Origin of the sequence: Micromonospora sp. NPDC049900 (assembly GCF_044461025.1) — a bacterium.
Lineage (GTDB): Bacteria > Actinomycetota > Actinomycetes > Mycobacteriales > Micromonosporaceae > Micromonospora.
Genome location: NZ_JBITKM010000020.1, coordinates 29893 through 43039 on the forward strand (window position 1 = coordinate 29893; position 13147 = coordinate 43039).

Annotated in this window: 14 protein-coding genes; 4 read left to right on the forward strand and 10 right to left on the reverse strand. The window is 71.1% G+C overall.

The annotated features are described in order from the left end of the window. Positions 1–61: 61 nt before the first annotated feature. The 3 genes from ACIBMZ_RS27670 to hrcA form a co-directional block, all read right to left on the reverse strand. Positions 62–796, reverse strand: coding sequence for a 16S rRNA (uracil(1498)-N(3))-methyltransferase (locus ACIBMZ_RS27670; RefSeq protein WP_396698762.1), 735 nt, complete (start codon positions 794–796; stop codon positions 62–64). A 1-nt stretch (position 797) separates the two neighbouring features. Next, entirely contained in the window at positions 798–1943 is a 1146-nt protein-coding gene (gene dnaJ, locus ACIBMZ_RS27675; RefSeq protein WP_396698764.1) for a molecular chaperone DnaJ, read from the reverse strand. A gap of 73 nt (positions 1944–2016) precedes the next feature. Beyond that, a complete protein-coding gene (hrcA, locus tag ACIBMZ_RS27680) occupies positions 2017–3039 on the reverse strand; it encodes a heat-inducible transcriptional repressor HrcA (RefSeq protein WP_396698766.1) in 1023 nt (340 codons plus the stop codon). A gap of 209 nt (positions 3040–3248) precedes the next feature. Here hrcA and ACIBMZ_RS27685 point away from each other — a divergent pair, with 209 nt between their 5' ends. Then, a complete protein-coding gene (locus ACIBMZ_RS27685; RefSeq protein ID WP_396698768.1) occupies positions 3249–3899 on the forward strand; it encodes a DUF4870 domain-containing protein in 651 nt (216 codons plus the stop codon). 20 nt (positions 3900–3919) lie between these two features. On the opposite strand, the gene hemW is transcribed toward ACIBMZ_RS27685, so the two are convergent. Beyond that, complete coding sequence (gene hemW, locus ACIBMZ_RS27690) at positions 3920–5143, reverse strand: radical SAM family heme chaperone HemW (protein ID WP_396698770.1); 1224 nt, start codon at positions 5141–5143, stop codon at positions 3920–3922. A 20-nt stretch (positions 5144–5163) separates the two neighbouring features. Between hemW and ACIBMZ_RS27695 the strand changes: the two genes are divergently transcribed. The 3 genes from ACIBMZ_RS27695 (at position 5164) to ACIBMZ_RS27705 (ending at position 8044) form a co-directional block, all read left to right on the forward strand. Next, positions 5164–5952, forward strand: coding sequence for an enoyl-CoA hydratase-related protein (locus ACIBMZ_RS27695; RefSeq protein WP_396698772.1), 789 nt, complete (start codon positions 5164–5166; stop codon positions 5950–5952). A gap of 109 nt (positions 5953–6061) precedes the next feature. Continuing rightward, positions 6062–6919 (forward strand): hypothetical protein, encoded by an 858-nt coding sequence (locus ACIBMZ_RS27700; protein ID WP_396698774.1) that lies wholly within the window; start codon positions 6062–6064, stop codon positions 6917–6919. Positions 6920–7138: 219 nt separating this feature from the next. Further along, positions 7139–8044: a phytanoyl-CoA dioxygenase family protein gene (locus ACIBMZ_RS27705; protein WP_396698776.1), complete on the forward strand. Its 906-nt coding sequence runs from the start codon at positions 7139–7141 to the stop codon at positions 8042–8044. Positions 8045–8180: 136 nt separating this feature from the next. Here ACIBMZ_RS27705 and ACIBMZ_RS27710 read toward each other — a convergent pair whose 3' ends face one another. From ACIBMZ_RS27710 to ACIBMZ_RS27735, 6 genes are all read right to left on the reverse strand, one after another. Then, complete coding sequence (locus ACIBMZ_RS27710; protein ID WP_396698778.1) at positions 8181–8825, reverse strand: MOSC domain-containing protein; 645 nt, start codon at positions 8823–8825, stop codon at positions 8181–8183. A gap of 21 nt (positions 8826–8846) precedes the next feature. Further along, positions 8847–9668: a carbohydrate ABC transporter permease gene (locus tag ACIBMZ_RS27715; RefSeq protein ID WP_396698842.1), complete on the reverse strand. Its 822-nt coding sequence runs from the start codon at positions 9666–9668 to the stop codon at positions 8847–8849. 107 nt (positions 9669–9775) lie between these two features. Next, complete coding sequence (locus ACIBMZ_RS27720) at positions 9776–10762, reverse strand: carbohydrate ABC transporter permease (RefSeq protein WP_396698780.1); 987 nt, start codon at positions 10760–10762, stop codon at positions 9776–9778. Further along, a complete protein-coding gene (locus tag ACIBMZ_RS27725; RefSeq protein WP_396698782.1) occupies positions 10759–12045 on the reverse strand; it encodes a sugar ABC transporter substrate-binding protein in 1287 nt (428 codons plus the stop codon). Before ACIBMZ_RS27725 ends, ACIBMZ_RS27720 begins: the two co-directional genes overlap by 4 nt. 193 nt (positions 12046–12238) lie before the next feature. Next, a complete protein-coding gene (locus ACIBMZ_RS27730) occupies positions 12239–12523 on the reverse strand; it encodes a GlsB/YeaQ/YmgE family stress response membrane protein (RefSeq protein WP_396698784.1) in 285 nt (94 codons plus the stop codon). A gap of 328 nt (positions 12524–12851) precedes the next feature. Further along, a complete protein-coding gene (locus ACIBMZ_RS27735; RefSeq protein ID WP_350699747.1) occupies positions 12852–13142 on the reverse strand; it encodes a GlsB/YeaQ/YmgE family stress response membrane protein in 291 nt (96 codons plus the stop codon). Between the last annotated feature and the right edge of the window lie 5 nt (positions 13143–13147).

A 13147-nucleotide genomic window follows, 5' to 3' on the forward strand; every position in this document is an offset into this window, starting at 1 on the left:
TAAGGAAGGGCACCCTCCTAACGTCTCCGGCATAGCAGGGGTCCCCTCCTTACATCCCCGGTCACCAGCGCAGCAGGCGGGTGGCGAGCACGGCCAGGGCGGCCACTCCGGCGGTGGAGGTGCGCAGCACCGACGGCCCGAGCCGGACCGGCTGCGCGCCGGCCTCCTGGAAGGCGGTCAGCTCGGCCGGGCCGATGCCGCCCTCCGGGCCCACCACCAGCACGATCTCGCCCCGGTCGGGCAACTCGACGGTGGTCAGCCGGTCGCTCGCCTCCTCGTGCAGCACGTAGCCGGCGGCGGCACCGGCGATCCGGCGGGCCACCGCCGTGCTGGACTCGTCGGGAGCGCCGGCCACCACCGGCAACCAGGCCCGGCGAGCCTGCTTGGCCGCCTCCCGGGCGGTCGCCACCCACTTGCCCCGGGCCCGTACGCCTCGTTCGCCGCGCCACTGCACCACGGAGCGGGACGCCGCCCAGGGGACGATCTCGTCCACGCCCGTCTCGGTCATCGCCTGCACGGCCAGCTCACCCCGGTCGCCCTTGGGGATGCCCTGCACCACCACCAGCCGTGGGTTCGCCGCGTCGACGTACCCACGGGTGGTGACGGTCAGGTCGAGGGTGCCCCGGCCGACGGCGGTGACCACGGCCTCGGCGGTGCCGCCCCGACCGTCGGCGAGCAGCAGTTCCTCGCCGACCCGGAGCCGCTGCACGGTGGCCGCGTGGTGGCCCTCCGGGCCGTCGAGCACCGTCGAGTCGCCGGTGGGCAGCGACTCGACCAGGAAGAGCGGCGCGGACACCTCAGGCGTGACCATTGAAGGCGTCGCGCATCCGGGAGAAGAAGCCGCCCTGCTTGCTCAGCTCGGCGACCTCCTCTCCCCGGGTCTTGGCGAAGTCCCGCAGCATCCGCTCCTGGTCGGCGTCGAGCTTGGTCGGGGTACGCACGTCGAGGTGGACGTAGAGGTCACCCCGACCGGCACCGCGCAGGTGCGGTACGCCCCGGGCCCGCAGCCGCAGTGTGCTGCCCGGCTGGGTACCCGGCTTGACGTCGACCGGCTCCTCGCTGTCCAGCGCCTTGATGGTCAGCCGGGTGCCGAGGGCGGCGGCGGTCATCGGCACGGTGACCCGGCAGTGCAGGTCGTCGCCCTTGCGGGAGAAGACGTCGTGCGGCCGTTCGTGGATCTCCACGTAGAGGTCACCGGCGGTGCCGCCACCCGGGCCGACCTCGCCCTGCTGGGCCAGGCGGATCCGCATCCCGTCCTCGACGCCGGCCGGGATCTTCACGGTCAGCGAGCGGCGGGTGCGGACCCGGCCGTCACCGGCGCAGGTGGGGCAGGGGTGCGGGATGGTGGTGCCGTAGCCCTGGCAGACCGTGCACGGCCGGGCGGAGACCACCTGGCCGAGGAAGGTGCGCTGCACCGACTGCACCTCGCCCCGGCCACCGCACGCCTCGCAGGTGGCCAGGTGGGTGCCGGCGGCGGTGCCGGCCCCGGTGCAGGTGGTGCAGAGGACCGCGGTGTCGACCGTGATCGGGGCCTCGACCCCGAAGGCGGTCTCGTTCAGGTCCAGTTCGAGCCGCAGGATCGCGTCGGCCCCGGGACGGGTACGCGGTCGCGGGCCGCGCCCGGCGCCGGTGGCCCCGCCGAAGAAGGCGTCCATGATGTCCTGGAAGCCGACGAAGGGACCGGCGCCACCGGGGCCGCCCGGTCCACCGGCACCGCCGCCGCCCGGGGCGAGCGGATCGCCGCCGAGGTCGACGATCTGCCGTTTCCGGTCGTCGGACAACACCTCGTACGCGGCGTTGATGTCCTTGAACTTCTCCTGCGCCTCCGGGTCCGGATTCACGTCCGGGTGGAACTGGCGCGCCAGCTTGCGGTAGGCGCGCTTGATCTCGTCGTCGGAGGCGCCTCGGCTCACGCCGAGAATGCCGTAGTAGTCCCTGGCCACTGGGTTCCGTGTCCTCGTGTTCGTCTCGCGTTACGCCGGTCGGTGGCGGCAGCCTGCCGTCGGCCCTGACTGGTCAGTTCTGGGCCAGCAGCTCGCCCACGTAGCGTGCCACGGCCCTCACCGTGGCGATTGTTCCGGGGTAGTCCATCCGGGTCGGTCCCAGCACGCCCATCCCCCCGACGATGGTCGCGCCCGGGCCGTATCCGGTGCTGACCACGGACGCCGCCCGCAGGTTGTCGATCTGGTTCTCGTCGCCGATGCGGACCCGCAGCGTGCTCGGCTCGACCTCGCCGATGAGCTTGAGCAGCACCACCTCCTCCTCAAGCGCTTCGAGGATGGGGCGCAGCGACCCCTGGAAGTCGAGCAGACCGCCCCGGGCCAGGTTGGCGGTGCCGGCCAGGGCGAGCCGCTCCTCGTGCCGTTCGACGAGGGTCTCCAGCAGGACGGTGGAGAGCGTGGTCATGGCCGCGCGCAGGTGCGGCGCGCACTCGTCGATGAGTGTCTGCACCAGCGGTGGCGTGTCGGACAGGCGGATGCCGACCAGCTTCTCGTTGACCAGTCGGCGCAGGTCCAGAACGTCGTCGGCGGGGACCGGCGCGGGCAGTTCGACCAGCCGCTGCTCGACCCGACCGGTGTCGGCGATCATCACCAGCGTCAGCCGGGTGGTGGAGATCGGCACGAGTTCCAGGTGCCGGACGGTGGAGCGGGCCAGGCTCGGGTACTGCACCACGGCGACCTGGCGGGTGAGTTGCGCGAGCAGGCGTACGGTGCGGTGCACCACGTCGTCGAGGTCCACCGCGCCGACCAGGAACCGTTCGATCGCCCGCCGTTCGGCCGGGCTGAGCGGCTTGACCCGGCTGAGCCGGTCGACGAAGAGTCGGTAACCGCGGTCGGTGGGCACCCGCCCGGCACTGGTGTGCGGCTGGCGGATGTAGCCCTCCTCCTCCAGCACGGCCATGTCGTTGCGCACGGTGGCCGGGGAGACGCCGAGTTGGTGCCGTTCGACGAGTGCCTTGCTGCCGACCGGCTCCTGGGTGGCGACGTAGTCCTCGACGATCGCCCGGAGCACGGCGAGTTTCCGGTCGTCGAGACCCATCCCCCACCTCCTGTCGCAGGTCAGTCCGGAGCGCTCAGAGTGCCAGAGGAACACTCTGGCACTCGACTGTAGCGAGTGCCAGTCTACGTCGGTGTTCCCCTGCCCGCGATGATCAAGTCGCCCCGGTCGTGGCGGAGACCGGCCGACGGGTTGACACGCCCCGGTGTCGCTATGGTGCGTCCGTTGCCGCTGGCACCTACCGTGGCCACATGACTGAACCACCTCGTCCTCCAGGGTCCGGCGACGACCCCACTTCTCCACTGTCGGGCTCCTCCGGCCAGCCCGGCTATCCCCCGCCCGGCGGCTATCCGCCGCCCACCGGCGACCAGCCCCCGCCGCCCGGCGGTTACGGCCCGCCCGGTGACCACCCGTCGTCCGGCGGCTACCCGCCGCCCGGCGGCTATCCCCCACCGGGTGGCTATCCCCCGCCGGGCGAGTACCCGCCGGGTGGCGCGCCCGGTGTCGGGTACCCGACGGGCGGCTACGGTCCCCCCGGTGGCGGCTACGCCAACAACGACGACAAGACCTGGACGCTGATCGCCCACTTCGGTGGCCCGCTCGGGGTGATCGTGGGCGGGGGTCTGCTGGGCTGGGTCGCGCCACTGATCGCGATGATGACCCGGGGTCAGCAGAGCCCGGTGGTCCGGGCGCACTCGGTGGCCGCCGTGAACTTCCAGATCACCTGGGCGATCGCCGGGTTGCTCAGTTGGGTGCTCACCGCGATCACCTGCGGCCTGCTGTTCTTCGTGCCGTTCCTGGTCTGGATCGTGCCGGTGGTCTTCGGCATCATCGCCGGGGTCAAGGCCAACGAGGGCGCCCTCTACCGCTACCCGATGACCTACGCCTTCGTGAAGCGCTGACCCCTCGCCGGAGGGGTTGGTCAGGGCAGCAGGTCCCGCACCACGGCGTCGGCGAGCAGCCGGCCGCGCACCGTGAGGACGGCGCGGCCGGCCGCGTGGGCGGGTGCGGCGAGCAGTCCCTGCGCCACCGCCCGCGTGGCGGCCGCCCGACCGGCGTCGTCGAGGACGTCCAACGGCAGCCCGGACGCGAGCCGCAGCCGGAGCATGACGTCCTCCATGTGTGCCTCGCCGCCGGTGAGCACCTCCCGGGCCAGTCCGGGAGACTCACCGGCGGCCAGCCGGCTCGCGTACTCGCGGGGGTGCTTGACGTTCCACCAGCGCACCCCACCGACGTGGCTGTGCGCACCCGGGCCGAGGCCCCACCAGTCGCCGCCGGTCCAGTACAACAGGTTGTGCCGGCACCGGGCGGCCGGCGTCCGCGCCCAGTTGGACACCTCGTACCAGGAGAAACCGGCCGCGCCGAGGGCGGCCTCGGCGGCCAGGTAACGCTCCGCGGCGACGTCGTCGTCCGGGTACGGCAGTTCCCCGCGCCGCATCCGCGCGGCCAGCCGGGTGCCGTCCTCGACGATCAGGGCGTACGCGCTGACGTGGTCGACGCCCGCCGCCACGACCTGGGCCAGCGACTCGGCGAAGTCCTCCGCCCGCTCCCCCGGAGTTCCATAGATCAGGTCCAGGTTGACGTGCTCGAACCCGGCGTCGCGCGCCTCCAGTGCGGCGGCCGGCGCACGGCCGGCGCGGTGCCGACGGTCGAGCACGGCGAGCACCCCGGGAGTGGCCGACTGCATGCCGAGCGAGATCCGGGTGTAGCCGGCGGCCCGCAGCTCCTTCAGCGAGACCGGGTCGACCGACTCCGGGTTGGCCTCGGTGGTCACCTCGGCGTCGGCGGCCAGCCCCCAGGTGCGGTCGATCGCGTCCAGGATGCGGGCCAGGTCGTCGGCGGGCAGCAGGGTGGGGGTGCCGCCGCCGACGAAGACGGTCTCCACCCGGCCCGGTGGCGTCTCGCCCAGCACCCGCGCGGCGAGTGCCAGTTCGGCGAGCACCGTGTCGGCGTACCCCTCCCGGCTCGCGCCGCCGCCGAGTTCCTCGACGGTGTACGTGTTGAAGTCGCAGTAGCCGCAGCGGCTGGCGCAGAACGGCACGTGCACGTACACCCCGAAGCCCCGGTGCCCGACTCGGGCGCGGGCGGAGACGGGCAGCGACCCGTCGGCGGGTACGGGTTCGCCTGCTGGAAGGAGGCCGGGCATGGCCACTAGTGTGCCCTCACATGACCTCTCCCGACGCGTTCGTGCGGGTCGCCACGGCCCGTGGGGTGACCACCCTCACCCTGGACAGCCCGCACAACCGCAACGCGCTCTCCAGCCCGTTGATGACCGAACTGCTGGCCGGGGTGGCCGCCGCCGTCGACGACGACGCGGTCCGGGTGGTCGTGCTGGACCACACCGGGCCGGTCTTCTGTTCCGGGGCGGACCTGAAGGAGACGGCGGCGGCGTACGCCAGTGGGACGGTCCCCGCCGGGATGCTCGGTGACGTGCTCGCGGCGGTCCGGGAGTGCCCGAAGCCGGTGCTGGCCCGGGTGGCCGGGCCGGCGCGGGCCGGCGGCCTGGGCCTGATCGCCGCGGCCGACCTGGCGGTCTGCGCGGCGGAGGCCACCTTCGCCTTCACCGAGGTACGGATCGGGGTGATCCCGGCGGTGATCTCGGCGACGGTGCTGCCCCGGCTGCTGCCTCGGGCCGCCGCCGAGCTGTACCTGACCGGCGACGCCTTCGACGGCCGACGCGCCGCCGAGATCGGCCTGGTCACCACCGCGGTGCCCGGCGACGAGTTGGACGCCACGGTGCGGCGCTACCTCGACTCGCTGGTGCGCGGTGCCCCGACGGCGCTGGCCGGGGCGAAGGAGTTGCTGCGCCGCCCGGCCGCCACCGACCTGCGCGCCGAGTTGGCGGAGCTGTCCGCGCTGTCCACCGGCTACTTCCTGTCCGGTGACGGCATCGAGGGGGTCACCGCGTTCCGGGAGAAGCGTTCACCCCGGTGGGTCGCCGAACTCGACGGGTGAGGACGGGCCGCAGCGGGGAACCTCACCGGATGTCGGCGACCGGAAACCGGTCGGAGCGCTCGTACCGGTCGACACGGGACGTACGCTTGGCGGACCTTGATAACGGGAGGTGTGGGTGCGGGCTCGGGCAGTCGTGACGGGTTTCGTGGTCCTCGTGCTGATCGCCGTGATCGGGATCGTCCTCGGCCTGCGGCAGGTCGGTGAGCAGTTGCGGCTGCCGTTCGCCAGTCGGGCGTGCACGGTGCAGGCCGACGGTGAGGTGACGCTGGACTCGCAGCAGATGGCCAACGCGGCGACGATCGCGGCCATCGGCGCCCAGCGCAGGATGCCGGAGCGGGCGGTGGTGGTGGCGCTGGCCACCGCGTACCAGGAGTCCGGGCTGCGCAACCTGGCCGGCGGTGACCGCGACTCGGTGGGGCTGTTCCAGCAGCGTCCGAGCCAGGGTTGGGGCACACCGGAGCAGATCAGCGACCCCCGGTACGCGTCCCGGAAGTTCTACGCGGCGCTGAAGAAGGTGCGCGGCTGGGAGGACATGCGGGTCACCGACGCCGCCCAGAAGGTGCAGCGCTCCGCCTTCCCGGAGGCGTACGAGAAGTGGGCCGACGAGTCGGAGGTGCTGACCCGGGCGCTGCTCGGCAACGCCACCACGGCCGTCACCTGCACGGTCGGGGGCGATCCGGTGCTGCGCGGCGCGGCGGCGATCGCGAAGTTGGCCGAGGGGCTGACGCTCGACTGGGGGCTGAGCGACTTCGTGGAGAGCCCCGCCGGGCTGACCACGTCGGCCGACGGCGAGCGCGCCGGCTGGCGGTACGCGCACTGGATGGTGTCGCACGCCAAGGAGCACGGGGTGAAGCGGGTGACCTTCGACGGCCGGGAGTGGACCGCCAAGCGCGGCACCTGGAAGCGGCTGTCGGAGCAGGACCGCAGCGACTCGCAGGTCTTCGCCGAGGTCCACGCCGACGTCTGAAAGCCCTCGATCTCCTTACCCGCAGTCACCGCGAAAACCGGCTATCCGCCCTTATCCCCCGTCGGACGCGCCCGACCGTGACCAACCGTGATTGATCCGCCGCCCTGGGTCGCGATGACGGGGAGAAGGCCCCGGGGCACTCCCCGGGGCGTGTCGGCGAGAGTTACGATCGGCGGCCTGTGCCCGAAATTGGTTTCACCTCTTGGGGAGGGGTACGACGTGGCATTCGACTACGGCGACCGGACCGGCTACGAACCGATCAGCGACGTCGATCGCAAGGAGTTCCACGAGCAGGGCTTTCTCCTGCTGCGCAACGTCCTGACCGAGGACCACCGGGCCGCTCTGGAGGCCGCGGTCGACCGGGTGTACGAGGAGGAGAAGGCCAAGGGCAAGACCACCAAGGACGGCACCCTGCACCTGCTCGGCTTCCTCGAGCGCGACGAGCTCTTCGGTGAGCTGCTCACCCACCCGATCGCCTTCCCGTACATGTGGGGTCTGGCCGGGTGGAACATCTACTCGCACCACAACCACCTCGACGTCACCCCGCCGGCGTTGGAGCCGGAGAAGCCGTACTGGGGGTGGCACCAGGACGGGTACCGGCAGAACTCCGACCCGGAGACGATGGACCCGAACCTGCCCCGGCCGATGTTCTCGCTGAAGGTCGCCTACGTGCTCTCCGACCTGTCGGAGACCGGTCGCGGCGCGACCAAGGTGATCCCGGGCAGCCACCTGTGGAACTCGCTGCCCCGTCCGGCGGACACCTCGGTGCACAACCCGGACCCGGAGGGGACCGTCGAGATCACCGCCAAGCCGGGTGACGCGTTCATCTTCGACCGCCGCCAGTGGCACTCGCGGTCGACGAACCTGTCGACGATCACCCGCAAGATGCTCTTCGTGGGCTACACCTACCGGTGGATCCGCCCGCTGGACGAGCTGCACATCGACAAGGACGGCGAGTGGTGGAACAACCGCACGCCGGTGCAGCGCCAGCTCTGCGGTGAGGGCACCCACACCGCGAACTACTGGGGCATCAACTGGGACGGCTACATCGACGACGAGATCCCGCTGCGCAAGGAGCTCAAGGAGCGCGGCCAGCTCAACCGCAACATCCCCTGGCTCCGCTGACCTGATGTAAGGAAGGGTCCCCTGCTAACGCCTCGTGCATAGCAGGGGACCCTTCCTTACATCCAGCAGCACCCACGGCGCACACGGCAGCCACCCGGCCGCGCGGCGCAACCGCCCGACGCGCATCGGGCGACGCTCAGCCGGTGCGCGTACGCAGCCGCCGGTGCACCTTGGCGCGGGTCGGCTCGGGCAGGTCGTCGGCGGCCAGCAGCCGGGGCAGCAGCGCGGGCTCCAGGCTCAGCGCCCGGAACACCTCACCGATGGTCACCCCGTGCGTCGGCCGGTGCACGACCTCGACCGCATCGCCGGCGCCCACCGTCCCGTCCCGCAGCACCCGCAGGTACGCCCCGGGCGCCGCGCGCACGGTGAACCGCTTGATCAGATCCGGCACGCCCCAGAACCCGGCGAACGTCCGGCAGGGCGTACGGGGCTTGGTCACCTGCAACAGCGCGGACCCGATCGCCCACCGCTCCCCGATCACCGCACCGGTAACGTCCACCCCGAGCGTGCTCAGGTTCTCGCCGAGGTGTCCCGGCGGCACGTCCCGTCCCAGTTCCGTCGCCCACCACTGCGCGTCCTCCGTGGCGTACGCGTACACCGCCTGGTCGGGGCCGCCGTGGTGGGCCCGTTCGCCGATGAAGTCACCGACCACCTCGTCGGCGCGTACCGTCACCCGCCCGTCGGTCGGCCGCTTGTCGATGCCGCTGCGTCCGCTGGCGTCACCGGCCCACGCCGCCTCGGTGATCACCGCGAGGTTCACCGAGATCAGTTTCCCCGTCATGCCGGCCAGCCTACGGCCGCCTCACCCCTTGACCGCGCCGGCCACCAGGCCGGAGACCATCCGCCGCTGCACCAGCAGGAAGAAGATGATCACCGGCAGGGTGAACAGTGTGGAGGCGGCCATCACCGGCCCCCAGGCGGTCTCGTCGCGCCCGAAGAAGAAGGTCATCGCCACCGGCAGCGTGTAGCGGTCCTGCCGGTTGATGAAGGTCAGCGCGAAGATCAGCTCGTTCCACGCGACGATGAAGGAGAAGATGCTGGTCGCGACCAGGCCCGGTGCCACCAGCGGGAACAGGATCCGGCGGAAGATCTGCGCCCGGTTGGCGCCGTCGATGGCCGCGGCCTCCTCCAGTTCCTTGGGTACGGCGGCGACGAAGCCGCGCAGCATCCAGACCGCGAACGGCAGCGAGAAGCCGAGATAGGTGAGGATCAGGCTGGGCAGGGTGTTGTAGAGCCCGAGCCGCTGGATCATCAGGAACAGCGGGATGACCAGCGCCTCCAGCGGGATCATCTGCACCACCAGCAGCATGATCAGGAAGCTGGTCCGCAGGGTGAAGCGGAAGCGGGCCACGGCGGTGGCGGCGAGCAGGGCCACCAGGCCGCTCAGCACCACCGTGGTCACCGCGACCAGCAGGCTGTTGAGGAAGAAGTCGAGGTAGCTGACGCCGGGGATCAGGTTCCCGGTGAGGATCTGGCGGTAGTGCTCAAGCGTCGGCTCGGTCGGCAGCGGGCGCGGCGTGCTGGCGAAGATCTCACTGCTCGGCTTGAGCGAGGTGGTGATCATCCAGTAGACCGGGAAGGCGGCGAAGATCGCCACCAGCAGGCCGGCCCCGTTGAGGGCGATCCGCCGGACGGTACGGCCACGCCGCCCACCGCTCCCCCTCCGGCGCGCGGGGGTACGCGCCTCGGCGCCCCGCGGGGCACCTCCGGTGGCTGGTGCCGTGTCGGCCGTCACGCCTCCTCCTCCTGCTTGAGCACCATCCGCACGTACACCCCGGTGACGACCAGCAGGATCAGCGTGAGGATCACCGCGACCGCCGCGCCGAGACCGTACTTGGGCGGGGGTGAGAACGCCTCGGCGTACGAGTAGACGGAGAGCATGAAGGTGGGCCGGTCCTGGGTGCCCCCGGCGAGCACGTAGTACTGGGTGAAGACCTTGAAGTCCCAGATCGTGGAGAGCACCACCAGGATGCCGAAGACCGGTCGGAGCAACGGCACGGTGACCTGCCAGAACACCCGCCACGGCCCGGCGCCGTCGACCCGGGCCGCCTCGTGCAGCTCACTCGGGACGCTCTTGAGTCCGGCCAGCACGCTGACCGCCACGAACGGGAAGGAGTGCCAGACCACCACCAGCGTGAGGATCGCGAAGAACAGCAGCGGGGAGTTGAACCAGCCGTACCCGGTCCAGTCGGTGCGGCCGAACAACGCCTGCGAGAGCCCGTCCGGCAACGCGTTGAAGGCCCAGGTGACCAGTCCACTGGTGTCGTTGAAGATCCATTTCCAGACGATGGTGCCGGTCAGCGCGGGGGTGGCCCAGGCGAGCATCACGCAACTGGCCACGAACGCCGCCATCCGCCGGCCCAACCGGTTGAGCAGCAGCCCGACCAGGGTGCCGAGGACCATCGTCAGCGCCACGTTGGCCGCGGCGAACAGCACCGTGTTGCGCAGCACGGTCCAGAAGAACGGATCGCTCAGGATCTGGGTGTAGTTGCCCAGCCCGATCCAGGGCCAGTCCCGGTCCCCGCGCAACTGACGGACGTTGTCCAGCCGGTGGAAGGACATCACCACCACCTGGCCGAGCGGCCAGAGCAGCAGCACGCCGATGATCACCAGGCAGGGCAGCAGCAGGAGGTACGGCAGGCGGTCCACCCGGCGGCGCCGCCGCACGGGGGTCTCCCGTGCGGCGGCGGCCTCCGGCATCTCGGTCAGCGTGGTCACTTGGCGTTGAGGATGCTTTCCATCTCCGCGGCCGCTTCGGCGGTGGCCTGTTCGACCGTCTTCTGACCCTTCATGACCGAGCTGTTCATCGCCTGGGTCACCGTCTTGGTCCGGCTGACCTCGACCCACCTGGGGGTGAGCGGCGTGAGCTTGGTGTTCTGCATCGTGGTCGCGAACGCCGCCATGATCTTGTCATTCGCGTACCGGTCGCCGCTCACCAGGTCGGAGTAGACCGGGAAGAACCCGAGGCTGTCCGCGAACTCCTGGGCGTTCTTCTTGTTCAGCAGGGCGGTGAGGTAGTCCCAGGCGAGGTCCTGACGCTGGCTGTCCTGCCAGACCGCGAGGTCGGAGCCACCAGCGAAGGCGGGCGCGGGCCGACCGTCAGGGCTCGGGATGGGGAAGGTGCCCCAGACCTTCTCGATCTCCGGGTTGTCCTTGGCGATTGCGCCCTGCTGCCAGCTCCCGGCGAAGGCCATCGCCGCCTTGCCGGTGGCGAACTGGGTCCGCGCGTCGATCTCGTTCCACCCGGCGGCGGCTGGCGGGGCGACCTTGTGCACGGTCACCAGCTCGGTCCAGAACTTCACCGCCTGCTGCGCCTGCGGCGAGGTCAGGCCGGAGGTCCAGGTGTCGCCCTCCTGGGTGGCGATCTCACCGCCGGCTCCCCAGAGGAACGAGTAGAACGGCAGCTCGGAGTTGCCGGGCAGGGCGATGCCGTAGTTGTCGGGCTTGACGGCCTGCACCGCCTTGGCCGCCGCCACCAGCTCGTCCCAGGTCTTCGGCGGTTGCACGCCGGCCTCGGCGAACCAGTCGGTGCGGTAGTAGATGCCCCGGACACCGGCGTACCAGGGCACGCCGTACTGCCGTCCGTCGAGCTGGGCGTTGCGCACCAGGTCGGGCAGGATGTCCTTGCCCTCGGCCCAGCCGTTCATCCGGTCGGTCACGTCGGCGAGTGCCTCCTGCGCCGCCCAACCCTGCGTCTCGGTGTTGCCCAGCTCGGTGATGTCGGGGCCTTCGCCCCCGGCGAGCGCGGCCTGGAACTTCTTGGGCGCCTCCAGCCAGGGAACGTACTGCACGACCACGTCGGTGTCGGGGTGTTTGGTGCGGAACTCGGTCTCCACCGCGTCCAGGAAGGCGGTCTGCGCCTCGCTGCCCTCGCCCATCATCCAGACCGTCAGCTTGCTGGTGTCGGCCGCGTCGTCCCCGGAGCCACCGCAGCCGGCCAGCACCATCGCGGTCGTGGCCACCACGGCGGTGACCGGGACCAGCCGTTTCCACCTGTTCACGCGACTCCCCTCCCGCCTGGCATTAACCTTCTGCGTCGCACCCTAGTACGAAGATTTCCTTTACGACAGTGGGCGGGCCCGACGGTATCGCAGGACGTAGCGGCGCGGACGGGGCACACCACCGGCAAATTGGGACGTACGACGACGAAAGGCGCCCGACCTCGACGGTCGGGCGCCTTTCGAGACTCGGCTGTTACCGGGTGACACCCCGGCGGCTGCGACCCACCCCGGAGACCAGCGCCACCGCGACGGCGGCCAGCAGGACCTGGAGCATGAGCTCCCGCCAGTCGATGCCGGCGGTCTCGGCGAAGCCCGAAGCGCGGGCGATGACCGTACCGAGCAGAGCGGCGCCGACGCCGATCACCATGTGCAGCCAGATCGGCATCGGCTGCCGGCCCGGCACCACCAGGCGCCCCAGCGCGCCGATGATCAGACCGACGATCAGCGCGGTGATGATGCCCCAGACGGTGAGCTCCATGGTCGTTCTCCTTTACAAAAGACTTCCCACGGTTTTCGTGGTTTTTCTGTCGTCGACAGAGCTATTTCCCGACCCCACCGAACCCCAAACCGAAGTTCCGCCCCCAGACGGCACGAGATCACCCAGAAGTGCGTTCACGCAGCTCGGGAAGGGCGATCCGCCGGACGCCGCCAGCGCGGACCGCGGCCCCGGCCACAGCCGGCGCAGGTGCCGAGAGGTAAGGAAGGGCCCCCTGCTAACGCCTCGTGTATAGAAAGGGCCCCCTCCTTACCCCATACGCCAGCGGGCGCCCGGCCGACGGCCGGGCGCCCGCGAAGGCGTATGGGGGTTACCGGTGGGTCACACCACGGCGACGGCCGCCCACCCCGGCCACCACGGCCACGGCGATCGCAGCCAGCGCGACCTGCACCAGGAGCTCGGCCCAGTCGATGCCGGCGGTCACCGTGGCGATGCCCGCGGCACGGGCCAGAACAGTGCCGAGCAGCGCGGCGCCGACACCGATGACCATGTGCAGCCAGATCGGCATGTCCTGCCGGCCCGGGACCACGAGGCGGCCCAGCGCGCCGATGATCAGACCCACGAACAGTGCGGTGATGATGCCCCAGACGGTGAGCTCCATGGTGG

Coding starts and splice junctions, on each gene's coding strand:
- ACIBMZ_RS27685 (WP_396698768.1), top strand. CDS start 3,249: ATGACTGAACCACCTCGTCCTCCAGGGTCCGGCGACGACCCCACTTCT.
- ACIBMZ_RS27710 (WP_396698778.1), bottom strand. CDS start 8,825: ATGACGGGGAAACTGATCTCGGTGAACCTCGCGGTGATCACCGAGGCG.
- hemW (WP_396698770.1), bottom strand. CDS start 5,143: ATGCCCGGCCTCCTTCCAGCAGGCGAACCCGTACCCGCCGACGGGTCG.
- ACIBMZ_RS27730 (WP_396698784.1), bottom strand. CDS start 12,523: ATGGAGCTCACCGTCTGGGGCATCATCACCGCGCTGATCGTCGGTCTG.
- hrcA (WP_396698766.1), bottom strand. CDS start 3,039: ATGGGTCTCGACGACCGGAAACTCGCCGTGCTCCGGGCGATCGTCGAG.
- ACIBMZ_RS27695 (WP_396698772.1), top strand. CDS start 5,164: ATGACCTCTCCCGACGCGTTCGTGCGGGTCGCCACGGCCCGTGGGGTG.
- ACIBMZ_RS27735 (WP_350699747.1), bottom strand. CDS start 13,142: ATGGAGCTCACCGTCTGGGGCATCATCACCGCACTGTTCGTGGGTCTG.